The sequence below is a fragment of the Virgibacillus salexigens genome, from assembly GCF_000723585.1.
GTDB lineage: Bacteria > Bacillota > Bacilli > Bacillales > Amphibacillaceae > Virgibacillus > Virgibacillus salexigens.
In genome coordinates this window covers 729327-754834 of sequence record NZ_CCDP010000002.1, presented here as the reverse complement: position 1 = coordinate 754834, position 25508 = coordinate 729327, and the positions used below count along the sequence as shown (strand labels likewise).

The 25508-nt window shown below is 38.3% G+C and carries 22 protein-coding genes; 16 read left to right on the top strand and 6 right to left on the bottom strand.

What is annotated here, in order from left to right; genetic code table 11:
- Window positions 1–31 precede the first annotated feature (31 nt).
- The 7 genes from rhaB to argF all read left to right on the top strand — a co-directional run bounded on the left by rhaB (window position 32) and on the right by argF (window position 9609).
- Window positions 32–1456: a rhamnulokinase gene (gene rhaB / locus BN990_RS16625; protein ID WP_021288829.1), complete on the top strand. Its 1425-nt coding sequence runs from the start codon at window positions 32–34 to the stop codon at window positions 1454–1456.
- On the top strand, window positions 1453–2706 hold the full coding sequence (rhaA, locus tag BN990_RS16620; RefSeq protein ID WP_021288828.1) for an L-rhamnose isomerase: 1254 nt from the start codon (window positions 1453–1455) through the stop codon (window positions 2704–2706). Before rhaB ends, rhaA begins: the two co-directional genes overlap by 4 nt.
- A 108-nt stretch (window positions 2707–2814) precedes the next feature.
- Window positions 2815–4881: a bifunctional rhamnulose-1-phosphate aldolase/short-chain dehydrogenase gene (locus tag BN990_RS16615; RefSeq protein ID WP_038245833.1), complete on the top strand. Its 2067-nt coding sequence runs from the start codon at window positions 2815–2817 to the stop codon at window positions 4879–4881.
- 87 nt (window positions 4882–4968) lie between these two features.
- Window positions 4969–5730, top strand: coding sequence for a DeoR/GlpR family DNA-binding transcription regulator (locus tag BN990_RS16610; RefSeq protein WP_021288826.1), 762 nt, complete (start codon window positions 4969–4971; stop codon window positions 5728–5730).
- 342 nt (window positions 5731–6072) lie between these two features.
- Window positions 6073–7215 (top strand): N-methyl-L-tryptophan oxidase, encoded by a 1143-nt coding sequence (solA, locus tag BN990_RS16605; RefSeq protein WP_038245832.1) that lies wholly within the window; start codon window positions 6073–6075, stop codon window positions 7213–7215.
- Window positions 7216–7300: 85 nt separating this feature from the next.
- Window positions 7301–8494 (top strand): class I SAM-dependent rRNA methyltransferase, encoded by a 1194-nt coding sequence (locus BN990_RS16600; RefSeq protein WP_021288824.1) that lies wholly within the window; start codon window positions 7301–7303, stop codon window positions 8492–8494.
- Between the two features lie 146 nt (window positions 8495–8640).
- Entirely contained in the window at window positions 8641–9609 is a 969-nt protein-coding gene (gene argF, locus BN990_RS16595; RefSeq protein WP_021288823.1) for an ornithine carbamoyltransferase, read from the top strand.
- A gap of 18 nt (window positions 9610–9627) precedes the next feature.
- Here the strand turns inward: argF and thrB are convergent, their stop codons facing one another.
- Genes thrB through BN990_RS16580 form a run of 3 tightly spaced genes read right to left on the bottom strand, consistent with a single transcriptional unit; the run spans window position 9628 to window position 12894 of the window.
- Entirely contained in the window at window positions 9628–10539 is a 912-nt protein-coding gene (gene thrB / locus BN990_RS16590; protein ID WP_021288822.1) for a homoserine kinase, read from the bottom strand.
- Complete coding sequence (thrC, locus tag BN990_RS16585; protein WP_038245831.1) at window positions 10536–11597, bottom strand: threonine synthase; 1062 nt, start codon at window positions 11595–11597, stop codon at window positions 10536–10538. The genes thrB and thrC overlap by 4 nt, the downstream gene beginning before the upstream one ends.
- Window positions 11563–12894: a homoserine dehydrogenase gene (locus BN990_RS16580; protein ID WP_038245830.1), complete on the bottom strand. Its 1332-nt coding sequence runs from the start codon at window positions 12892–12894 to the stop codon at window positions 11563–11565. The genes thrC and BN990_RS16580 overlap by 35 nt, the downstream gene beginning before the upstream one ends.
- Window positions 12895–13138: 244 nt before the next feature.
- Between BN990_RS16580 and BN990_RS22965 the strand changes: the two genes are divergently transcribed.
- Both BN990_RS22965 and BN990_RS16575 read left to right on the top strand, forming a co-directional pair.
- Window positions 13139–13285, top strand: a complete 147-nt coding sequence (locus tag BN990_RS22965; RefSeq protein WP_021288819.1) for a hypothetical protein — start codon at window positions 13139–13141, stop codon at window positions 13283–13285.
- A gap of 86 nt (window positions 13286–13371) precedes the next feature.
- Window positions 13372–14421, top strand: coding sequence for a DUF3900 domain-containing protein (locus BN990_RS16575; RefSeq protein WP_038245829.1), 1050 nt, complete (start codon window positions 13372–13374; stop codon window positions 14419–14421).
- A gap of 227 nt (window positions 14422–14648) precedes the next feature.
- On the opposite strand, the gene BN990_RS16570 is transcribed toward BN990_RS16575, so the two are convergent.
- Complete coding sequence (locus BN990_RS16570; RefSeq protein ID WP_038245828.1) at window positions 14649–15800, bottom strand: MFS transporter; 1152 nt, start codon at window positions 15798–15800, stop codon at window positions 14649–14651.
- Window positions 15801–16017: 217 nt separating this feature from the next.
- On the opposite strand from BN990_RS16570, the gene BN990_RS16565 reads away from it, so the two are divergent.
- From BN990_RS16565 to BN990_RS16535, 7 genes are all read left to right on the top strand, one after another.
- Window positions 16018–16806: a squalene/phytoene synthase family protein gene (locus BN990_RS16565; protein ID WP_038246109.1), complete on the top strand. Its 789-nt coding sequence runs from the start codon at window positions 16018–16020 to the stop codon at window positions 16804–16806.
- A 253-nt stretch (window positions 16807–17059) separates the two neighbouring features.
- Entirely contained in the window at window positions 17060–18577 is a 1518-nt protein-coding gene (locus BN990_RS16560; protein WP_101953571.1) for a BCCT family transporter, read from the top strand.
- A gap of 230 nt (window positions 18578–18807) precedes the next feature.
- The gene (locus tag BN990_RS16555) at window positions 18808–20394 is read left to right on the top strand and encodes an L-lactate permease (RefSeq protein ID WP_038245826.1); all 1587 of its coding nucleotides are present in this window, start codon (window positions 18808–18810) and stop codon (window positions 20392–20394) included.
- Between the two features lie 82 nt (window positions 20395–20476).
- A complete protein-coding gene (locus tag BN990_RS16550) occupies window positions 20477–21190 on the top strand; it encodes a FadR/GntR family transcriptional regulator (protein ID WP_021288813.1) in 714 nt (237 codons plus the stop codon).
- A 112-nt stretch (window positions 21191–21302) separates the two neighbouring features.
- Window positions 21303–22040: a (Fe-S)-binding protein gene (locus BN990_RS16545; protein WP_021288812.1), complete on the top strand. Its 738-nt coding sequence runs from the start codon at window positions 21303–21305 to the stop codon at window positions 22038–22040.
- Window positions 22037–23461 (top strand): LutB/LldF family L-lactate oxidation iron-sulfur protein, encoded by a 1425-nt coding sequence (locus tag BN990_RS16540; RefSeq protein ID WP_038245825.1) that lies wholly within the window; start codon window positions 22037–22039, stop codon window positions 23459–23461. The genes BN990_RS16545 and BN990_RS16540 overlap by 4 nt, the downstream gene beginning before the upstream one ends.
- Window positions 23461–24162, top strand: coding sequence for a LutC/YkgG family protein (locus tag BN990_RS16535; protein WP_021288810.1), 702 nt, complete (start codon window positions 23461–23463; stop codon window positions 24160–24162). Before BN990_RS16540 ends, BN990_RS16535 begins: the two co-directional genes overlap by 1 nt.
- A gap of 288 nt (window positions 24163–24450) precedes the next feature.
- Here BN990_RS16535 and BN990_RS16530 read toward each other — a convergent pair whose 3' ends face one another.
- Together BN990_RS16530 and BN990_RS22960 are read right to left on the bottom strand one after the other, a co-directional pair.
- Window positions 24451–24636 (bottom strand): hypothetical protein, encoded by a 186-nt coding sequence (locus BN990_RS16530; protein ID WP_021288809.1) that lies wholly within the window; start codon window positions 24634–24636, stop codon window positions 24451–24453.
- Window positions 24637–24706: 70 nt separating this feature from the next.
- On the bottom strand, window positions 24707–25180 hold the full coding sequence (locus tag BN990_RS22960) for a hypothetical protein (RefSeq protein WP_021288808.1): 474 nt from the start codon (window positions 25178–25180) through the stop codon (window positions 24707–24709).
- Window positions 25181–25508 lie beyond the last annotated feature (328 nt).

The following is a 25508-nucleotide window of genomic DNA, read 5'->3' as shown; positions in this document are numbered from 1 at the left end:
TAGGATTGACTGTTGATATGGGGGTATAGACATGACTAAATGTTGCTTAGCGGTTGATATCGGAGCCTCTAGTGGAAGGGTGATGGCCGGTTATTTGAATGATGGTACTGTGCAACTAGATGAAGTGCACCGATTTGATAATAGGATCACCAAGAAAGACGGGTATTTCATTTGGGATATTGCTGGTTTATTTCAAGAGATTAAAACAGGCATTTATCAAAGTAAACTGCTTGGGTATACGCCGCAGAGTATTGGGATTGATACATGGGCAGTGGATTTCGTTCTTTTGGATGAAAATGATGAATTGTTAACAGATGCAGTAACTTACCGTGACCCAAGGACAGATGGGCTAATGAAAGAAGTATTTGAAAATATCATAAGTAAGGAGCGGTTATATCTTGAAACAGGCATTCAATTTCAGAAATTTAATACGATTTTTCAATTATATTCCTTGAAGAAGGCGAATCCAGATATTTTAAAGAAGGCAAAAACGTTTCTAATGATTCCAGATTATTTTAATTATTTATTAACTGGGAAGAAGGCGAACGAGTATACCAATGCAACGACCACACAATTACTAAACGCCTTTACGAAGAAATGGGATAAAGATTTGCTTCGGCAGTTAGGAATCGATGATGGCATCTTTCAAGAAGTTTTACCTCCCTCTACGAATTTAGGGGGATTGAAGCAAGAGTTGATCGATGAGTTGGGAGTGGATATGGATGTTTTATTACCTGCCACCCATGATACTGGCTCAGCTGTTCTGTCTGTTCCGGAATTAACGAATACGATTTATGTGAGTTCAGGAACATGGTCCCTTATAGGTGTAGAAAATAACTTTCCAATTTGTGTGACAAAAGCCTTTGACTACAATTTTACAAATGAAGGTGGATTTGACTATCGCTTTCGGTTTCTAAAAAATGTTATGGGGCTGTGGATGATTCAAGAAGTGAAGCGAAACTATGAACATACCTATTCATTTGCTGATTTTGTACAATTAGCAAAACACGAGAAGAACTTCTGCTCCGTTGTAAATGTAGATGATAATCGATTTATGAAGCCTGAAAACATGATTGAAGAGATTCAAAAGTACTGTGCAGAAACCGAACAGCAAATACCGCAGACTGCTGGTCAAGTTGCTAAATGTGTTTATGATAGTTTAGCTCTTCGTTATAAACAAGCGATTGCACAAATTGAGGAAATATTTGAAAAAGAATTCAAAACAATTAATGTTATTGGCGGCGGTTCCCAGAATGATATGCTAAATCAATTAATTGCAGATACGACGAATAAAGAAGTAAAAGCTGGCCCCATAGAAGCTACCGCAATAGGAAATATTGTATCACAGCTTATTACTTTAGGTGAGGTTAATGGAATTGTTGATGCAAGAAGGATGATTCAGCAGTCTTTTGAAATGAAAACATATAGGAAACAAGATCAGGAGGGAATTATATGAGTATAGAAGCGCGTTATAATGAAGCTAAAAAGCAATATAAAAAATGGAATATTGATGTTGATCAGGTTTTGAAAGAGCTAAAAAAGGTACCAATTTCAATTCACTGTTGGCAAGGTGATGATATTGGAGGATTTGAAGTAAATCAACAGGAGTTATCAGGTGGTATTGATGTAACCGGGAATTATCCTGGCAAAGCTACAACTCCTGAAGAATTAAGAAATGACATTGAAAAAGCTCTTTCACTTATTCCAGGGAAGCACCGGATTAATTTACATGCAATTTATGCAGAAACCGATGGAGAAGTGGTTGATCGTGATCAATTAGAGCCCAAGCATTTTGAAAAATGGGTGAATTGGGCAAAACAGCATGAGTTGGGACTTGATTTTAACCCTACTTTATTTTCTCACTCCAAAGCAGATGACGGATTAACACTTGCTCATCCTGACAAACAAATTAGAGATTTTTGGATTGAACACTGCAAAGCGAGTAGAAACATAGCAGCCTACTTTGGAAAAGAGCTGGGAACTCCTGCATTAACTAATATTTGGATACCAGATGGTTACAAAGACATCCCGAGTGATCGGTTAACGCCTAGAAAACGCTTAAAAGAATCGCTTGATGAAATATTCGCAGATACCATTGATGAAAAATATAATTTAGATGCTGTAGAAAGCAAATTATTCGGTATCGGTTCGGAAGCTTATGTAGTTGGCTCTCATGAATTCTATATGGGTTATGCACTAAAAAACAATAAACTGTGTTTGCTTGATACAGGACATTATCATCCAACAGAAGTTGTTTCTAATAAAATTTCATCGATGCTGTTATACAGTAACAAGCTGGCACTACATGTATCAAGACCAGTACGTTGGGATAGTGATCATGTGGTCATATTGGATGATGAATTACGTGAAATCGGTTTAGAGATCGTTCGAAACGGTGCGCTAGACAAAGTTTCAATTGGGTTAGATTTCTTTGATGCAAGTATCAATCGGGTTGCTGCATGGACAATAGGCACGCGTAATATGATTAAAGCTTTGTTACTCGCAATGCTCACACCTAATGAGTATCTAAAACAGCTTCAAGAAGAAGGTAACTTTACAGATAGATTGGCACTGATGGAAGAGTTTAAAACCTACCCATTTGGGGCTATTTGGGATTATTACTGCGAAATATCTGATGTACCAGTAGGAGAAACTTGGCTGGATGAGGTAAAACATTACGAACAAACGGTGTTGAAACATAGATAATAGGAGTTAAAAAGATTTTCTTATTACTAAACAAAAACAAAAAAATAAATTCAAAAATAAACGGAAGTGTGCTATCATAAAAACAACAAGAAATTGGAGGTATGCAACGTGGTGAAAAACCTTTGGGACAACCAACATGGCAATACGGATAACGGTTTAAATGAATTGGTGTATCGATCAAACTTATTAGGTCAAGATCGCTCGGTAGCAAATTGGGGAGGTGGGAATACTTCCGTAAAAACAAAGGAAACGGACTTTTTCGGTAGAGAGATTGATGTAATGTGGGTCAAGGGCAGTGGCTCTGATCTTGCCACGATGAATAAAGCGAACTTTACTGGTTTGAATTTAGCAGATATTCAACCATTACTTGAAAAAGATGATATGTCGGATGAAGAGATGGTAGAATATTTATCTCATTGTATGATAGATTCCAAACATCCTCGTTCATCAATTGAAACACTTCTACATGCTTTCTTACCTTTTAAACATGTTGACCATACACATCCAGATGCAATTATTAGTATAGCCTGTGCAGATAACGGACAAGAAATTGCTAAAGCGATATACGGAGACCGCTTTGTTTGGGTTCCCTATATTCGACCAGGATTTAAGTTGTCTAAAATGATTGCAGAAGGAGTTAAAAACCATCCCAATCCGGAATTAGTGATTATGGAAAAACATGGACTTGTAACATGGGGGGATACTTCGAAGGAGAGTTATGATAGAACAATTTCGATTATCCAAGAGGCAGAAGATTATATTGAAAAACAAGCTAGTGAAACGGTACTTTTTGGCGGGAAGAACTATGAATCTATAGAAAAGAAGGAAAGGGAAAGGATTTTAGCACAAATCCTCCCTATGATAAGAGGACAAGTTAGTTCAGATAAAAAAATGATTGTAACTTTCGATGATTCGAAAGACGTGTTGGCGTTTGTTAATAGTAACGATGCACAAGCCCTATCGCAAATAGGGGCTGCATGTCCAGATCATCTCGTTCATACAAAACGTGTCCCGCTGTTTATTGATTGGGATCCATCTTCTAAAGATGTCGATCAATTAATAGATACTATAAAGCAAGGAATAGCTTCGTATAAAGCAGCGTATACAGATTACTTCAACCGTAATAAATCGGAAGCAGACCAAATGGTTGAAGCTGCTCCACGTGTTATGCTTATTCCTGGAGTTGGTATGATTAATACAGGTAAAAGCTGGACTGCATCTAAAGTGAGTGAGTCATTATATCATCGCGCCATCGCAGTCATGCGCGGTTCTACTATTTTAGGCAACTTTGTTTCACTAAATGAAGCAGAATCTTATGCCATTGAATATTGGCCATTAGAACTTTATAAATTAAGTCTAGCTCCACCGGAAGCGGAATTCTCCCGTCAAGTAGCTTTTGTTACTGGAGGGGCAGGCGGGATTGGGAGTGCAACTTGTGATCGCCTATTGAAAGATGGAGCACATGTAGTACTAGCCGATATTAATTTAGCAGGAGCTCAAGAGTTAGCTGCTGCGTTTAATAACCAGTACGGTGAGGGTCGTGCGGTAGCCGTCGCAATGGATGTGACGAAAGAGGATCAAGTCATATCTGCTATCCATTCAGCTGTATTAACATACGGAGGCTTAGACATCGTTGTAAATAATGCTGGTCTCGCTAGTTCAAGCCCCTTTGAAGAAACCACGCTTGATAAATGGAATGTAAATATGAATGTATTGGTAACTGGATATTTTCTCGTAGCCAGAGAAGCATTTACGTTAATGAAAGATCAAGCAATTGGCGGAAATATGGTGTTTGTCGGTTCTAAAAACTCTATCTATGCTGGCAAGAATGCTGCGGCATACAGTACAGCGAAAGCAGCTGAAGTTCATCTAGCCCGAACAGTGGCAGCAGATGGAGGTCAATATGGTATTCGTGTGAATTCTGTATTACCTGATGCTGTTATCCGAGGTTCAAAAATTTGGGATTCCAACTGGAAAAAAGAAAGAGCATCTTCTTATGGAATAGATACTGATGATATTGAAGAACATTATCGAAAGCGAACCATTTTAAATGTAAATATCTTACCACAAGATATTGCGGAGTCAGTTGCATTCTTATCTTCCTCCCAATCTGCCAAAACAACTGGATGTATGATTACCGTTGATGGTGGTGTCGCAGCTGCCTTTACAAGGTAACCTTTTCATAGATTCTCTGTTATTTACAGGGAATCTATTATACAATAAAAAGGGAAAAGTTGATTCACAAAGAAAGTAGGGAATGACATGCTTGTTGCTGAGAGACAACAAAAAATTGTTGAACTTGTTAATGAGAAGAAAAGTATTCGAGTAACGGAGCTAAGCCAGCACTTTTCCGTGACAGAGGAGACAATTCGCAGAGATTTAGAGAAATTAGAAAAAGAAAAACTTCTCTCACGAAGTCATGGAGGAGCAATAAGTATTAAGCCAGTTGACTCGATGGAAATTCCTTATTCTGAAAGAGAAGTCATAAATGTGAAAGAAAAGAGCAAAATTGCTCTCGAAGCAGTCAAGCAGGTACATGAAGGGGATAAAATTATTCTAGATGCGAGTACAACCGCTTGGTACATGGCTAAAGCTTTACCGGATATACCAATAACTGTGTTAACAAATTCGATCAAAGTATCCATGGAGCTGAGTACGAAGAAGCAAATTACCGTAATTTCAACCGGCGGTACACTGCTTGCAAAATCTTTATCCTTCGTAGGGAATTTAGCTGAAACATCTCTTGACCATTACCATGTAAATAAAGCCTTTATCTCATGTAAGGGGCTGCATCTGGAACGAGGTATTAGCGAATCAGACGAACGTCAGGCAAATATTAAGAAAAAAATGATGGAGAGTGCAGACACGGTCTATATTATGATTGATTATAGTAAATTTGGTGTTCAAGCGTTCTCGCGTTTAGCTGGTTTGGGAGTAATTGATCAGCTAATAACAGATAGTAATGTAGATAAACAGGTGATTGAACAATTAGAAGATAGATCGATGCATGTCATACGTGTTTAAAAGCTGAATTGCTCCGGAGAGCAATTCAGCTTATTTATTTTGTTGTGTTCGTTTATTTCTAAGTAGTTATGTTAAACTAATATCAAATATATCTTAAGATTTCATTTTTTCAAATTATTATCCTCATCAATGAATCGTTATCACTTAATCCCGCATAAATTTGGCAGTGGCAGCAGTGCCACCGTTTTTAAATCTACGAGGTTCACCTTAATGATGGAATACAACAACAGAAAAATGTTATTCAGCTTAGAATCCTTTACGTCTTACCTTGTAGCATGATCAATCGAGGGATGAATAAAACGGCGCAGTGAAGTTTTACTTTTTTAGATCGGGGGATACGTAGTGGATGCTGAAATAGGTGTAATTGGATTAGGAACAATGGGAAGTATGACAATGTGGCAGTTAGCTAAGGCAAGGGTAAATGCAATAGGCTTTGAGCAGTTTGGTATTGGGCATGATCGTTCGGCTGCTGGTGGAGAAACAAGGATGTTTCGAACAGCGTATAAGGAAGGTAAACAATATGTTCCATTACTAAAAGATGCTTATATGCTTTGGCGAGAGCTGGAGAGTGAAACAGGAAATGAATTATTGCAATTAACGAAAGGGCTAATTATTGGTGATCCTAATTCAGGAACGTTCAAAAATGTAAGACGAAGCATTCAAGCGTATAATTTAGAACATAAATTATTAACAAATAAAGAAGCAGAACATCGTTTTTATCAACATAAACTATTCGAAAACGATCAAATTATGATTGATGGTGCTGCTGGTTATTTACGATCACAATATGCCATTGTTTCTGCTGTTAGTCGGGCCATTGAACTTGGAGCAACCATTTATAGTCATACGGAAGTAGATACCATTACTTCTGATGAGGATGGTGTAACTATTTATGCTGAGGGGGAACGTTATCGTGTACAAAAGGTCATTATAACTGCTGGACCCTGGGCAACTAATTTTATTGGTGAATTTACGAGTTTCCTAGAAGTTCGTCGCTTAGTGAACGCTTGGTTTTTGCCAAAAGACATGGAGTCCTTTCGAGAAGGTGACTTTCCAGTCTTTATAAGGGAAAATGTAAATAATAGCTATTATGGTTTTCCTTTGATAGATGGAAACATGGTTAAGTTAGGTTTACGTGCAACAGCTGCGCATCGATTAACAGATGCTGCTTCATATATACGTGATGTCACAAGCGAAGAAATTCATCATTTCAAGCACCTCGTAAATCGGGATCTCCCTGGATTACATAGTGATCCATCTAGGATGGAAGCCTTTATGGAGTTGTATACCAAAGATCACCACCCTATTATTGGAAAACTTCCACATGATCATCGGGTCATTGTCTTAACAGGTTTTTCTGGGCATGGATTTAAGATGGCTACTGTGATGGGAAGAATTGCTGCTGAGTTAGCGCTCCATGGAGAAACGCACTATGACATTTCCCTATTTGCACCAAAGCGGTTTGTTAATCTTGGGGTCATGTGAGAAATAAAACGAACGTTGGGTAATCATTTTGCTTTTCCTATAAGTGACATGCGATAATATAGAAAAAAGCAGTAAGGATGAAAACATGACGAAAGAAATGAAGGTACGAGTGAATGATAAATACAGGAAGCAATTGCAAACTGGGTATCCGCTTATTACGAATGATGTGGTTACAGGAATACCAGCGTCTATAAAAGAGGGTACCATCATTCAGCTCGTTGATAATAAAAACCACTTCTTAGCAAAAGGTTACTATGGGATTCAAAACAAAGGGATTGGTTGGGTTCTTACAAATAGACAGGAAGAAGCGATTAATCTGGATTTCTTTAAAAAGAAACTCCTTTCGGCAATTAATAAACGACAGGGATTTTATCAATCGGAGGAGACCAATGCGTTTCGTTTGTTTAATGGGGAAGGGGATGGGATTGGTGGTCTAACGATCGATTATTTTAATGAATATTATGTAATTAATTGGTATAGTAAAGGAATATATGCATTTAAGGATTATATCATTCAAGTATTGGACGAGTTAGGCCGTTATCAAGCGATCTATGAGAAGAAGCGCTTTGATACGAAAGGCAGTTATATAGACGATGATGATTTTGTAAAGGGGAAACGAGGAGAATTTCCAATAACTGTGATGGAAAATGGGGTCCGCTATGCTGTTTATTTGAATGAGGGTGCAATGGTTGGTGTATTTTTAGATCAACGTGATGTCAGGGAAGCAATTCGCGATCGCTATGCAAAGGGAAAACATGTACTAAATACTTTTTCGTATACAGGAGCTTTTTCGGTTGCTGCGGCTTTGGGTGGAGCTGAAAAAACCACAAGTGTTGATCTAGCGAAACGAAGTAAAGCTAAGACCATCGAACAATTTAGTATAAATGGGATTGATTTTGAGCAGCAGGACATCATTGTAATGGATGTCTTTGATTATTTTAAATATGCACGTAAAAAAAATCTAATTTTTGATATGGTTGTTTTGGATCCACCTAGCTTTGCGCGATCGAAGAAACGAACGTTTCGTACAGCAAAAGATTATCCAGATTTACTGAAGGATGCTGTTTCCGTCACTAAGAATAATGGGATTATTGTTGCTTCCACCAATAATGCGAGTTTTGGAATGAAGAAGTTTAAAGGATTTATTGAAATAGCATGTCGTGAGATGCATATATCTTATCAAATACTAGAAACATTCCATCTTCCGCGTGATTTTCAAACGACCAAACAGTTTTCAGAAGGAAATTATTTAAAAGTAGTTATCTTTCAAATAAGCTAAAATTATCAACGCTCCGCCTATCCGGGGTGTTGATTTTTATTTGGAGCCATTAATATAAGAAGTATAAAAAATTTTTTCAACTATTGTATAAATATTCTTTTTATTGCATAATAATTCATATACTATTTGGAAGGTGGAGATTTTTCTTGGGAGTAGAATTGAAACGGGCCAGATTAAATCCTCAGTATTTACATGGAAAAGATTTTTTAACTTTAGCAGATTATACACAGGAAGAAATTACGTACTTACTACAATTAGCGGACCAGCTTAAAACTCAGCGTAAAAATGGGATAGCTGAACAACCACTAAAGGGAAAGACGCTTGGTATGATCTTTGAAAAATCATCAACACGAACAAGAGTCTCTTTTGAAGCAGGAATATATCAATTGGGAGGCAATGGTATTTTTCTAAGTTCTAAGGATATTCAAATTGGAAGAGGAGAGTCAATTTCTGATACTGCACAAGTGTTGTCAGGTTATTTGGATGCCATTATGATACGTACCTTTTCGCAAACTGCAGTAGAAGAATTAGCTGAAAAAGCAAGTATACCTGTAATTAATGGACTAACCGATTTATATCATCCTTGCCAAGTATTAGCCGATTTACAAACAATCAAGGAACAAAAAGGTACACTGGATGGAGTGAAGGTGAGTTATATTGGAGATGGAAACAATATGGCACACTCGTTAATGCTAGGAGCAGCGATTATGGGAATGCATTTATCCGTAGCAGCCCCTAAAGGATATCAACCTGATCAAAAAATTGTAGCCAAAGCTAAAAAGCTAGCGGCATTATCAGAAGCGGACATTCAAATTACGGATAATCCTGAATTATCTGTAAAGGAATCAGATGTTATTTATACTGATGTTTGGGCGAGTATGGGACAGGAAGAAGAACAAGTGAAAAGGGAAATTGCTTTTAAAGATTTTCAGGTTCATTCAAACTTACTTCAACTTGCCAAGTCAGATGCAATATTTATGCATTGTCTTCCAGCCCATCGCGGAGAAGAAGTGACAGCAGATGTTATTGATGGCAATCATTCTGTTATCTTCCAACAAGCAGAAAATAGATTACATGTACAAAAAGCGTTGCTGGTTGCATTAATGGAATCCTAAAAAGAAGTGGCAGAATGATCATTCTGCCACTTCTTTATTTGTCGATACTTGTACACCATCATTATCAACTTCTAATTTTTGAATGAGATAGGAAGGGAAAAGCTCTTGCATCTTACCGACGATTTGTTCACCACTGCCACTTGGGACAAATGCGATCATCGTCGGTCCCGCACCGCTGATAACCGTTCCGTAGGCACCAAATTGTTTTGCTTTTTGTTTGATAGCAAGATAGTTCGGAATGATAGATGAACGATATGGTTCATGAAATAAGTCTTTCTCCATCATTTCACCAGCTAAATCGTACTGTTTGTTTATCAAAGCCGCTATAAAAAGATTGCTAATACTACTTGCAATTGCTGCTTGTTTTCTCGAATATTGTTCAGGCAAAACATTTCGTGAGGCTGTTGTTTTTAGCTCAACATTAGGAATAAAAGTGACCATATCCATATCTAACGAATCTAGCTTGCAATAATGAATTGTTTCGTTTTCTGTGTATGCTGTTACAACAAAACCGCCAATGATAGAAGCTGCAACATTATCGGGATGCCCCTCTTTAGCTGTTGCAAGCTGGAGCTTTTCACTTATAGAAAGATCTAAGTGAGAAAGCTGGTTAGCTAGTTCAATTCCTGCAATAACTGCTGAAGCACTGCTGCCTAATCCGCGAGCTAAAGGAATCGAACTTTCAATCGTTAATTTACAAGCAGGTAGTTGTTTGTTGAAATGGTTTGCAGTTTCTTCAGCAATCATGTAAATAAAATGGTTTTCATAACTGTCAAACGCGGGCAGTAGGTTCGATAGCTGTTTTACTTCCCAAGTATCCTGTTCTTCTACCGTTAATCGCAGGTATAACCCTAGCGATAGACCGAATGAATCAAAGCCTGGACCAATATTTGCTGAACTCGCGGGTATGGTAATCGTAAACTTACTCATGCGTTAACCTTATTTTCCATATACTCCATGATGATTTTTTCATCATTTGGCAAGGAGGCAGGATCTATCGTTAACTGATCTATCGCTGTTTGTGGGTCCTTTAATCCATTTCCCGTTAACACAGCTACTACTTTGCTCCCTTGTTTAATGGTACCGTTCTCGGTTTCTCTGATTAATCCTGCAATCGATGCACATGAACCGGGCTCAGCAAAGATACCTTCTTTCTGAGCTAATTTTTTAAAGGCATTCGTAATTTCCCCATCTGTAACCGATTGAATTGCTCCACCTGATTCATCTCTCGCCGATTCGGCAAGCTTCCAACTAGCAGGATTTCCGATACGAATAGCAGTTGCAATCGTTTCTGGATTAGAAATAACCCTATTATAAACGATGGCTGCTGCTCCTTCTGCTTCAAACCCAAACATCTGAGGAAGACCGGTTTGTTTTTGATTATGATATTCTTTGAAACCTTTCCAGTAGGCACTTATGTTACCAGCATTACCTACCGGAATTGCAAGAACATCTGGGGAAGTACCTAATTGGTCACATACTTCAAAGGCAGCTGTTTTCTGTCCCTCTAGGCGATATGGGTTAACAGAGTTTACAAGCGTTACTGGCTGTTCTTCACTTAATTGTCGTACCATTTTTAGAGCGTCGTCAAAGTTACCATCTATTTCTACAATTTCTGCCCCATACATAATTGCTTGAGCTAGCTTTCCAAGCGCGATTTTCCCTTTAGGGATAACGATCATCGCTTTCAGGCCAGCCTTTGCTGCATAAGCAGCAGCGGAAGCAGAGGTATTGCCGGTAGAAGCGCAGATAATTGAGTTACTTCCTTCTTCTACAGCTTTTGCTACAGCCATTACCATACCTCGATCTTTAAAAGAACCGGTTGGATTAACACCTTCGACTTTCCCATATAGTTCGATACCAAGTTCCTTAGATAAATTGGAAAAATGAATCAATGGTGTATTTCCTTCTTGTAACGTTAATGCTGGTGTCTTGTCAGTAATTGGTAAGTATTTATGATAATGTTTTAGTAGTCCCGGCCAATTCATATGCCGCATCTCCTTCCACTTTATAGTAGCTTTTTAATTGAAGTACTACCTCGAGTTTTTTCAATTGATCTAATGCATGTTGAAAATTATCTAGAGATGTTTGGTGGGTAACCAATATAATTTCTGCTGATTCTCGTTTTTTTATCGGTGTTTGAAGAATTCGTTTAAAGCTTATTTCTAAATCATTAAACAGAGTGGATATTTCAGAAAAAGCTCCGACTCGATCTTTTACATGGATTCGTAAATAATATTGTCCCGAACGCTGATCAGCACTACGTAATTCTTTCTTGAACCGAGCTTCAAGAGAGTGCGTGCCACTTACACCAAGCCTCATGTTTTTAATTACAGTAACCAGATCAGAAACCACGGCAGTCGCTGTTGGTAAACTTCCAGCTCCTGGGCCATAAAACATGGTCTCTCCTACCGCTTCTCCATAAACATATACCGCGTTATATTCATTTTTAACGTCTGCCAACGGATGCTCTTTTGATAATAGAGTGGGTTGAACACTTACTTCGATTTGGTGGTCTTTACTTTGTGCATAGCCAATTAATTTCATGGCATATCCAAATTTATCTCCATATTGAAGGTCTTCTAGCTCTAAACTTTTAATTCCAGTTACTTCAACATCTTCTAAAGCTACATCTGTAGAGAAAGCAAGTCTGCCAAGTATAGCCATTTTTCTCGCAGCATCTAACCCTTCCACATCTGCCGTTGGATCTGCTTCAGCAAATCCCAGTTCCTGCGCTTCTTTAAGAGCATCGAGATAGGAAAAACCTTCATTACTCATCTTTGTTAAAATATAATTTGTTGTACCATTTACAATTCCCATCACCTTTTGGATACGATCGGAGGATAAACCATCAGCAATTCCTCTTAAAATTGGAATTCCGCCGGCTACGCTGGCTTCATAGTAGAAGTCACATTTATTCTTTCTCGCAGCCGCCTCTAAATTAGTACCATACAGTGCAACTAAATCTTTGTTTGCGGTTACTACATGCTTTTTATTCGCAAATGCATTTAAAATATATTGATAGGTTTCTTCTATGCCGCCCATAACTTCTACGATTACATCAATCTCAGGGTCATTTATGATATCATCGGGATTCGTAGTGAGAAACGTTCGATCTACCTCAACGTTACGTGTCTTATCTAGGCTGCGAACTAATACACTCTTTACACTAACCTCGCATCCCAGCTGATGAACAAGCTTTTCTTGATGATTTTCAATTAGTTTAATAACTCCCGAACCAACTACTCCTAATCCTAATAGACCGATAGAAACCTTGTCTCTCACATCATCACCTCATCGTTTTTGTTTAATAGCTATTTAAACACGAATACAAAAGTATAGCAATAGTGAATTTTTCACACGAATTGAATTTGTGTGTAAATTCAAAGAACAATATGGATGGGGTATTTAGTCAGTATTTGAAATGAACGAAACGTAACAGACATCTTTTTAGTGGAATTACTTTTAACCTTTCCTAAAGTAGAAGAATAAACTAACGAGAGGAAGGAAAGCAATGGAGGTGTAGGGAATGAGCGACGCAACTGCTGGACTGACGTTTGTTACCTGTTTATTGCTAGGTACGGGAGTAGGAATGTTATTTGGTCAATTAGAGGCTGGAGGAGCAATTGGGCTCGGGCTAGGGATTATTACCATTGGCGTGTTTCGAAAAAGATAGGTAACATCTTCATTTCATTCTTATTGACGTGCTTCTTTTGTCTTTCTATACTTAGGAAGGCATAAAAGGAAGAAACAGGTGATAAAATGGATTTTACAATAAATTATTTATCTTTCTATCTCATTCAAGTAGATGGAGAAGATAAACGTGCACAACATTTTCAAACGTTGGATAAACCTAACTATGAAGCTAGTCCACTAAAAGAATTCCTTGATGGCGAGTTAACGAGAATTGCAAAGCGGAAGGTAGAACGTCATGCTAAGTCAGAAAATGCGCCTACAAAAATCGGTAGATTCATGGTGGAGCCTGGGCATGAATTAACATCTAACCCTAATTATAATGTATTTCAAAAAGTGAGGAATGCAGAAACAACAGAGGATTTTCAGTCTAGTACGGATCAACTTGCACAAATGTATGTAGATACGAGTGCGGTAAGAGGCGGTGTTTTTCTTGTAGCCGCTGCCCGTCTAACGAAATACTTCGATGATCCCTTCTTGTTTGTAATGAAATGTGATTTTGAACCCAAGGTAGCTCGAATTACGAATCAAGAAACACTTGTCCAAAATGTGGAAATGGCAATAACGACAAAAAACATGAAGTCAATTCAGTATCCATATATGCCTGAAGAAGGAATAATGGATGAAGCAGAAATTAAAATTCATCAATCTTCCCATGCGCGTTATTTTGAAGACTTCTTACCATTTGTATCCTACGAAAAATCAATGCCAGAAATAATGAAAACACAAGTAATGGATATGGTTCAAGACCATATTAATGAAACTTTCCCAGAGGAAAGTGAGGAAAAAGAACAGTTTGAGGAAGCTATGGAAGAATGGGCGGTTACACCAGAAAGAGAAATTCAAGAACGTTTAACAACAGAGCAGGTAGTCGAAGCTTCTGCGCAGATTGTTGAGCATACCCCGGATGCAGAGCTGAAAATGAAACTTGATCACATCGCTATAAAAGCCCATTTATCGGATTTTGGAGAGTGTCTTCACTTAGCTAAGGTAAATGGGAAATATATTCTAATGGTTGAAGCAGAGCAAATTAGTTTTGATAAAGGATTCTCACCCATTGAATTTCATAAACCAGATGATTTAGAATCCGTAGTAAAGCGAATCTTAGATAGAGGATAAGTGATGGGCTGACTATCAGTGATTTCAGTAACTCGAATATGCGATACTCCTACAGGCGAAGCACAATGTGCAGGCCTACAGTGCGCGTTATTTCTTACGAGCAGGCTCCATTCTTCGCCGTAGAAAGATCGTATATTTCAGTTGCATGATTCGTGGGCTGACTTTTTTCTTTGTGAATTTCATCAAGCAGGCAGCGTGAAACTGTCCAGCCGCGTTCCTATCTTATTCTACGCATAGCTTTTTCTTCTTAATCTAGTCATGGAGATAAGAATTGTTCCCAATGATAGAAGAACGAATATACCACCAATCGATGCATTTTGTTGGACAGTCGCCTGTTCAATCACAAATCCCCCGATTAATGATCCAAAGGCAATTCCGAAATGCAATGCAGAGTTGTTTAAGCTTTGCTGTATATCGGAAGTTTCTGGTGACGTTTCAATTAAATAGCTTTGCAGGGCTGGCGTTATAGCCCAGCTCATCATTCCCCAGATAATCATAACAACAAGAAAAACAATCATTGTTGTTGTATAAGGGATGAGGAGTAACGCGAATGCAAATATAAGGATTGCTGATATGATTGTCTTTTTAGAACCAAAGCGATCAGAGAAAGCTCCTCCAATGCCACCACCGCTTACTGCAGCAATTCCAAAAATGAGATAAATGATACTAACCCAGTTTCCATCCATATTCATTGTTGTTTTTACAAATGGAGTTAGGTAAGCATATAAAATAGTATGACCTGCCATATATAAAAATGTGGTAGCGTGACCTAGAAAGATTTTGCTTTCTCTCAATGTGTTCATTTGTTGTTTTAGTGGCACTTGTGGTTTGGGTGCAACTTTATCCATAAAGAAATGAACCCCTATCATAGATAGTATGGAAAGAATAACAATGAAAACAAAAGGTGCTCTCCAACCGAAACTATTACCTAGTACAAGCCCAATAGGTACTCCCAAAACAAGTGAACCACTGACACCCATCGATACAATACCAATCGCACGACCACGATATTTATCATCACCTAGGTTTGCCGCGATAGTTAAACATAAGATAATAAGTAACGAACCGCTAGCAGCTGAAATAATTCTGCCAATGAAGAGAATGCTATATACTGGACTAAATACAGCTACTAAGTTCCCAATTAGAAAAACTAGCAATGCAAGTAAGGTTAATCGCTTCCGTTCCATTTTTGCAGTAACAATTAATAAAATCGGTGCTGAAATTGCAAATATTAATGAAAAAATGGTAATTAATAAGCCGGCTTGTCCTAAACTGACTTGTAAATCATTGGCAACTAAATCTAAAATACCACCAATAATTAATTCAACCATTCCTACTACAAACGAAACAATAGTTAATAGATAAATACGTTTGTCCATACAATGACGCCTTTCTAATAAGTTGTTTAAATTTCACCTATATAATAGTAATCCCATTTTCACTAATTGACAAGCGGGTTAACCGAAATAAGGGGTATCGTTTGTGAAAAGGAGATTGAATGAAGTTTCACATTATTTTTGGTATACTTATAATACCTCAGGTGAAAATAAGGAGGAAACATTGTTGCGTACAGATGCTAAATTACAAAAAGATGCGATGCGGGTTTTAAAACAGACAAGCAGAACCTTTTATATCCCCATTACTTTATTAAAACCAACCTTAAAAAAAACGGTAGGATCTGCTTATTTATGCATGCGCGCTGTTGATGAAATAGAAGATCATGAACAGCTAGAAAGTGAGACAAAACAATATTTATTACGATCGATCAGCAAATTGCTGAAAGAGGATCCATTTGATGAATCCGCCTATTCTGAACTACTAGCCCCTCATCAATCATTTCTCCCAGAAGTTACTACTAGGCTAGCAGATTGGCTTGACGTCTGTCCGGATGAGATTGTATTAAAGGTAAAAGAATCTACCAGTATTATGGCAGCTGGGATGGCAGATTGGACAGAGAAAAATTGGATAATAAAAACAAAAGAAGACTTAGATGATTATACATATTATGTAGCCGGCTTAGTTGGGGTCATGCTGTCTGATATTTGGGAATGGTATGATAATACAAAGACAGATTACGATTTGGCGATTGGCTATGGTAGAGGTTTACAAGCTGTCAATATGTTGAGAAACCAAGAGGAAGATGCAGAACGTGGTGTTCAGTTTATTCCAGACGGATGGACAAGAGCAGATATGTTTGCATATGCGAAATCAAACTTACGTCAGGCAGAAGCATATATAAAAGATGTCCGTACACGTCATATTCTTTTATTCTGTAAAATACCATTAGCATTAGCTAATAAGACATTAAAAGCTTTAGAAGATGGTCAAGAAAAGATAACGCGATCGGAAGTAGAATCGACTGTAGATGAAATCATTAACAAGTAAGTGATTCGTGTTCTTTCTTTTGGAATAAATTTGTTTATGAACAATAAACTAATGGCAGAGGAAAGAATTTATACGTATAAAATTTTGAGCAAGCTGGTGGGTTTTTTGTCATGATTATTTATAAGTAGCATGTAATAATCACTATCCATCCAACGGTCTTTAATGACAAGGGGTATCAACGATATTACAGGCACTTGCTCCTATAAAAAATAGGAGGAACAGCGTGAATTCAAAGAAAAACACGAAAATAGACATGCCCGTATTTATTATTAGTGGAGGACTACTAATTATCTTTATTCTACTTTCTATCTGGAATAAGGATGCGGTAGGAAGTGCAGTAAATACATTATTTGCTTATTCTTCCGATTTATTTGGCGCTTATTGGCAGTTATTATTACTAGGGAACTTTTTTATCGGTTTAGGATTGGCTTTTTCAAAATATGGGAAAGTGAAGTTAGGTAATCAAAATGAACCAAAATATAGTTATTTTAAATGGGTAGCTATGATACTGGTAACGTTATTGGCAAGTGGTGGCGTGTTTTGGGCAGCTTCCGAACCAATGTATCATTATATGACAACACCTCCGTTGTTTGGCGGTGGGGAATTTAATCATTTACATGCAGCATTTGCTCAATCATTTATGCATTGGGGATTTTTAGCGTGGGCAATTCTTGGGACCCTTAGTGTTATCGTTATGATGTATGTGCATTATAGTAAAGGGTTACCATTAAAGCCTCGTGGTCTGCTTTACCCTATATTCGGTGAAAAAATTTATCAAAAGAGTATTTTAGGCTCTGCTGCAGATATTTTCTCCATCATTGCTACAGTAGCAGGAACATTAGGTCCATTAGGATTTTTAGGTTTACAAATTTCATATGGATTGAATCATTTATTTAATATACCTAATACGCTATCTGTGAGTATTATTGTAATTTTAATATTAGTTGTGATCGCTGCGATATCGGCAGCTACTGGGGTAGATAGAGGAATTCTTACACTTAGTCGTTATAATGTTGGTTTTACTATCTTTTTAGCAGCAGTGGTATTGATTGTTGGCCCAACTACTTTTATTATTGATGCGCTTGTAGGGGGAACTGGCGTCCATTTGCAGAATTTCTTTACGATGTCCATGTTCCGTGGTGATGAAGCGTGGCTGTCATTTTGGACGATCTTCTTCTGGGGTTGGTTTATTGGTTATGCTCCGATGTTAATCGTGTTTATTAGTCGAATCTCGCGAGGCCGTACCATTCGGGAATTAATTATTGGTGTCTCCATTGTTGCACCAATTGTTAGTAATTTTTGGTTTTCAATTGTAGGAGGGACTGGTGTCCATTTTGAAATGGAAAACGCAGGTTCTATCTCAAATGCTTTGAACGATGGAGGTATGCCAGCTGCAGTAATGGCGATCACAGATCAACTTCCTTTGGGAATCGTGTTTGGTGTTAGCTTTTTAGTTGTATCGATTATATTTGTGGCAACTACTGCAGATACCATGTCGTATACAGTTGCTGCTACGTTATCTGGTAATGATCATCCGAAGCGTTGGCTTCGTGTGTTTTGGGCTTTGATTTTTGGGGCGACATCGATGGTTATCTTAACAATTGGAGAGGATAGTGTGACTTCAATTCAAAATTCAATTGTTATTACAGCTGTACCTGTCTCGTTTTTATTGTTGCCTCCGTTATGGACGGCACCTAAAATTGCTCGAACAATGGCCTTAGAACAAGGGTTGATTTGGCAAAGAGAGATGACTAAAAAAGTTGATAAATAAATGAAGATAGCCTCTACTCCTTCTTCTTAATGAGTAGAGGCTTTTTGAATATAGATAAGCTTATCACTAACGGCACAAAACCTTTCAGCTTTTTATCCGGGAAACGTATTTTTCTGATATAGTAACTTGAATTCGAGTAAAAAACGAAGTAAACTATAAATAAGGTCATCAGATGACCTTATTTATAGTACATCTATGAAATCGCTTTATTTGTGGGAGAGAGGGGTTTAATGTATTTACTTGTGGCACTGAGTGCTATTTTAGCACCATTTATTTTTCTTGTAATATTGCGCTTCCCGGCAACAAAGGGGATGACGTGGAGTGCTTTAATTGTGATTATGTTTGCGCTTACGGTATGGGGAATGGAAGGAGAAGTCATACTTTCTTCTATCTTTCAAGGGACACATAAAACACTGACTATTTTATGGATACTTTTTGGGGCGCTTGTATTACTAAATACACTTCGAAATACCGGAGCAGTTGATCGAATTAATCAAGGGTTTCAAAGTATCTCGGGGGACATGAGAGTTCAAGTTATCATCGTAGCTTTCCTGTTTGGTTCATTAATTGAAGGGGCAGCAGGTTTTGGGACACCAGCAATGGTAACAGGGCCATTAATGATAGCACTTGGATTTAAACCGTTAGCAGCTGCAACATTAGCCTTAATTGCAGATAGTTCAGCTGTGGCTTTCGGTGCTGTAGGAACCCCTGTTGCAGTAGGTCTAAGTAATGTTCCAACTGCTAATGCTTCTTTTTTTCAAGAAATTGGGATTACTATTACAACGTTGGATTTATTTGCAGGGACATTCATCCCTTTTGTCTTGGTCCTGATTATGACTATTTTCTTTGGCAAAGGAAAGGGGATTAAAGACGCACTTCCCATGCTTCCGTGGACTTTACTGATAGGAATTGTGTATACGAGCTCAGCACTATTCTATGCCATCTTATTTGGTCAAGAATTCATTGCTATTTTAGCATCACTTACTGCTTTAGTAGTTGCTACATTAACAGCACGAAAGGGATGGTTAATCCCTAAGGCAGAATGGAAAGAGGCATTGCAGGAAGGTTTTAAACAAAAGGAAGTAAAGTCCGAAATGGGCATTGTTGCTGCATGGTCGCCATACATCATTGTTGTTGTATTGTTATTATTGACACGCGTTGTTCCTTGGTTAGCTAATTTTACAAAGGAAGCTATTAATCTTTCATGGACCAATATTCTTGGTATTGAAGGAATAGCCTCTGACTGGGAGTTTTTATATTCTCCAGGAACAATACTTACGATTGCAGCAATAGTATCGGTGTTTTTACACAAACGAACAGTAAAGACCTTTATAAGTGCATCGAAGCAATCCCTATCTACGATGAAAACAACAGCAATCTCTTTAATTACAACACTAGCGATGGTGCATGTCTTTACAAATTCAGGAATGAATATGAATGAATTGGCGAGTATGCCTCAATATATAGCAGAATCTTTTGCTAGTTCACTAGGTTCTGTTTGGTGGCTAGTTGCACCATTCTTAGGAGAACTAGGTTCATTTATAACAGGAAGCGCTACTGTATCAACATTAACCTTTTCGCCGATTCAATTTAATGTTGCTCAACAAGTTGGTTTAGATGTAAACGCTGTACTTGCTGCTCAGGTGATTGGAGCTGGAGCAGGGAATATGATTTGTGTTCATAATGTAGTTGCAGCTAGTGCCGTAGTTGGGCTATCTGGTAAAGAAGGCGATATTATTAGGAAAACGTTACCACCAGCAATCTTATATGGACTATTAATTGGAGCAGCTAGCTTTATCACCCTGCAGCTTTTTTAGCATCATGTTCTGTCATATGATCAACTTTTCAAACGTTTGACAATCCAGTAAAATGGGTTCAAATGATGAGGAGTTGAAAATCATGGAATATAAACGCATAAAATCAAAGAAAATCTACGAACAAGTAGCTGATTCACTCATAGATATGATTAAGAATGGACAACTGCAACCTGGTGATAAGTTAGCATCGGTTGAACAATTGGCTCGCAATTTTGATGTAGGGCGTTCAGCAATCCGTGAGGCTCTTAGTGGCTTACGATCCATGGGGCTTGTTGAAATGCATCAAGGGGAAGGGACCTATATAAAAACCTTCGACCCAAAACGATTTACGTTACCGGTTAGTACAGCTTTCTTAATGAAACACGCGGATGTGAAAGAATTATACCAAGTTCGTAAAATATTGGAAGTAGGTACAGCTGGTTACGCAGCTAGTTATCATGATGAAAACGATCTAGTTCAGATGCAAAAAGCACTGGATGTCATGAAAGAAGCAAAAGGAAATGATGTAATGGCGGAAAGCGCTGATACTGAATTCCACTTAGCTATTGCACAAGCAACACATATGGAACTACTTATTAATTTAATGGGCAGTGTATCTGATTTAATGTCAGAAACGATTCGAGAGACGCGTCGGCTGTTATTGTATTCGGAAGACCGAGCAAATGTATTATTCGAAGAGCATCAACTAATTTTTCAAGCAATTAAGAACAGGCAATCGGATAAAGCAAGGAATTATATGTATGATCACTTAGAAAAGGTAGAAAAACTTCTATTTAAGAATCTGGAGATTGATTAATATAACCTCGGTCCATTTAAAAAAGGCATTTCGTATCAATTGTCGGTTTGAATTCAAAAGCGACAATCGAAAGGAAAACAGCTTTCAAGAATAAGTTTAGAGGTGAAGGTGAATGAAAGTATCATTATTCATTACCTGTGTCAGTGATATTATCTTTGCTGATGTTGGTAAAAACACGGTAGAAATTCTAGAAAGAGTAGGTTGTGAGGTAGATTTTCCTGCTGCGCAAACATGTTGTGGTCAACCAGCTTATAATAGCGGATACTTACAAGAGGCGAAAAAATCGATGAAACAGATGATGCGTGCGTTTAAGGATTCGAAGTATGTTGTAGGCCCTTCTGGTTCTTGTGTTGGAATGCTAAAAGAATATCCTGCCGTTTTTAAAGGGGATCCTGAATGGGAAGAAGCTGCTAATGACCTTGCGAATAAAAGCTTTGAGATTACTCAATTTTTAGTAGATGTTCTAGGAGTTACGGATCTTGGGTCAACCTTTAAAGGAAAGGTGACTTACCACCCATCTTGCCATATGACACGAGTCTTAGGTGTAAAGGATGCGCCACAAACACTGCTCAACAACGTTAAAGGCGTAGATTTTGTTGAACTTCCAGTAAAAGAAGATTGCTGTGGATTTGGTGGAACATTTGCCGTGAAAAATCCAGCAATCTCAGGGGAAATGGTAAAAGAAAAATCGCAGCATGTTTCGGAGACCAATGCAGAATATTTAGTCGGAGGAGATATGGGTTGCCTCATGAATATAGGTGGCAGGATGCGAAGAGAAGGTAAGAATGTGAAGGTTGTTCACATTACTGAGATTTTAAATACACAAGAAAAAGGCGGAGGGATAGCATGAGCGTGAAAATTGGAGATGTTTCTTATAAAGATCGTATTGATAAGGGGATCGAAAATGAGTTTATGCGTCAAGCTGTCTCTTCTGCCCAAGGTCGTTTTCGAACAGGACGTCTATCGCAAGCGGAGGAGCTTGGGAATTGGGAAGATTGGCGACAGCTTGGTTCGGAAATTCGTACACATACGCTAGAAAATATTGATTATTATTTACAACAGCTAAGTGATCAAGTGGCTAGACGAGGCGGAAACGTGTTCTTTGCTGAAACAGCAGAAGAAGCCAATGATTACATTGAAAATGTTGTGAAAAAGAAACAAGCAAAGAAAGTCGTGAAATCCAAATCAATGGTTACAGAAGAGATTGGATTAAATCATTGCCTAGAAAATATTGGGGCAGAAGTAGTTGAATCGGACTTGGGAGAATGGATCCTACAACTAGATGAAGATCCACCATCTCATATTGTTACACCCGCCTTGCATAAAAATAAAGAACAAATTCGAGAAACATTTGCACAAAAACGAGGGTATGATAAATCAGATGATCCGGAAGAGTTGGCGGCATTCGCACGTGAACAATTACGGAAGGATTTCCTCTCTGCTGATATAGGAATTACTGGATGTAATTTTGCAATAGCAGAATCCGGTGCTATTACATTGGTAACCAATGAGGGGAATGCTCGAATGGCTACGGCTCTACCTGATACACAAATTACAGTAATGGGAATGGAAAGGATTGTCCCAACATGGGAAGATATGGAAGTACTAGTGAGCCTGCTTACCAGAGCTGCTGTGGGACAAAAATTAACCAGTTATGTGACTTCCTATACCGGAGCAAGATTAGAGGATGAGATTGATGGGCCAGACGACTATCATCTAGTCATTGTTGATAATGGACGCTCCAAAATATTAGGAACGGAGTTTCAATCCGCACTTCACTGTATTCGCTGTGCGGCATGTATCAACGTTTGTCCAGTATATCGTCATGTAGGGGGTCATGCTTATAATTCCATTTATCCTGGTCCAATTGGTGCCGTACTAACTCCGTTATTGGATGGATACGAAGATCATAAAGAATTACCGTATGCTTCTTCACTTTGTGCAGCCTGTACAGAAGCTTGTCCAGTAAAGATACCACTACATGAACAATTAATTCGACATCGTGAAATTATTGTGGAACAGGAAAAGAAATCACCAGTAGCAGAAAAAGTGATGATGAAGGGATTTGCTAAATGGGCGTCTAATCCAGCTGCATATAAATTAAGTACGAAAATGGCTCGTACGGCATTGAAACCTTGGACAAGGGATGGAAATATTGAAAATGGACCTGGTCCATTAAAAGGTTGGACCGATGTAAGAGATTTTCCGGCACCACCTAAACAATCATTCCGGACATGGTGGAGTAACCGTCAAAAGGAAGGGAAGGCATAATGGCTATTCATAATAGAGATACGTTCTTAAGTAATTTAGCAGCAAATTTAGGCCGACCACGACGAATGGATGGCGTAGAAAGACCGACATACAGTGTGCAACCCCAATATGACGTGTTAAACGGGTATTCTACGGATGATTTAATTTCTGTCTTACAGGAACAATGCAACGTTATTCATACCGATTTTATTCATACAAATCGTGATGGCTTATCTAACGTGTTAATGGATACGATTGCCAGGTATGAAGGGAAATCAATAATTGCTTCAAATGATAAGCGTAATCAAGTATATGGTTTGGATGATATCTATTCCCGACTTGACCAGGAATTAGACGTTCACATATGGGATCATTCTTTAGGAGAAGCGAACCAAAGGATTGCGGAACAAGCGGATGTTGGAATCTCATTTAGTGATATAACCTTAGCAGAATCTGCGACAGTGACTCTATTAAACAATAAAGATAATGGTAGATCTATTAGTCTCTTACCAAAAACATATATCGCTATCATCCCTAAAGATACACTTGTACCAAGAATGACCCAGGCTGCCAAGCAGCTCCACGAAGCCGATGCGCAAGGCGTAGACGTACCTTCTTGTGTAAGCTTTGTGTCTGGACCTAGTAATAGTGCTGATATTGAAATGAACTTAATTGTAGGTGTACATGGACCAATCAAGGCAACCTATATTGTTGTAGATTAATTGGAATTCTAATGCTTCTTTATTTTTCAGATAAATGTTGCTAGCGAAATATTTTTGATTGATCATGACTTTTAGGTGACGAGATTCTAATAATCTATCTGTCATACGTAGACTTATACTTTGTTCACGCAAGAAGTAAAGCACTATGGTCATAGAATCCTAACCATCAAAAGGGATGAGGACAAATAGTAGGTACTGAACTAAAAACAAAACCGTATGCAATCCGTTTTTTAACTTGATTGCATACGGTTTATTCATTTCACATCGTTTCGTCGGATTCTCCATAAGCTATTTTTGAAATAAGGCTTTAAACCCTATATAAAGCGTAGCAACTGCAAATACAATCATAGCTATTCCTCCGATGATGTCGAGGAAGTTGGTGATATCTTCTGTGATTACTGCAGAAACCGGTACATTCGTTAGACCAAAAGCAGCAAATACACAAGCTAAATAAAGAAGAGCCAAATTATACATATCGCATCCTCCCTTCACTTTAGCCTATGAGAGAGAGGGAGGCTTGGTATAGTCGACTATCCTTATTTAACTAAAAGCATTGGTATGATTCAATTCGGTCCAGATCAATTCCGAAATAAACCCATCCAAAACCGGTCCAGCGGAAGCCAGCAATTGAATTTCTGCCTACAAAAATTGGATAGAACCAGAAGGAATCCCTTCTTAGCCAAATATAGGTGTTGCGAAATAAACAGAATCGGATTCCGCCTGGATCAACAGCAAACGTTTGTACTTGTGGTTTTTGCGGAACAAATGATGGTGGCGGAGCAGTTGGCGCCTGCCCTTGACCTGGCCCCCCAGGTCCTGGAGGTGGCCCGGGAGGCCCACCCCCGGGTGCACCAGGGAATCCTGGAGGGCCAGGAGGCCCCCCTCCGGGGCTGCCAGGAAATCCTGGAAAACCTCCGCCTCCTTGGCCGCCACCCGGTCCAAAAATGCCACTTATATTAGGTAAATTAAAGATCCGCTGTTCGTCATTATTAGGTGGTTCATAATTGTAAGGATACATACAAAATCTCCTCCTATTGAATCTTTCTCTTTACTATATGGGGCACGCGTCTATTTTGTTATTATTTTTTCTGAGTATTTTTCTAGATGCATGTTAAAATATTTACCTTTAAAATAATTTAATAATTGAATACTTGCTTCTGTCTATGGTGCATGTTAGTATTAGTTTACTTAAATGGAACGGAGGTTTTTGAAGTGGTAAATGATCAATCCAAAATTACTGTTATAACTAAATAACAAGCTAATTTTGTAGCTACTGGGATTGGTCTGCCTATTTCAACAAATCAAGAACGTGAAGGGGGAGAGAATAGTCTCTCCCTTTTTATTGT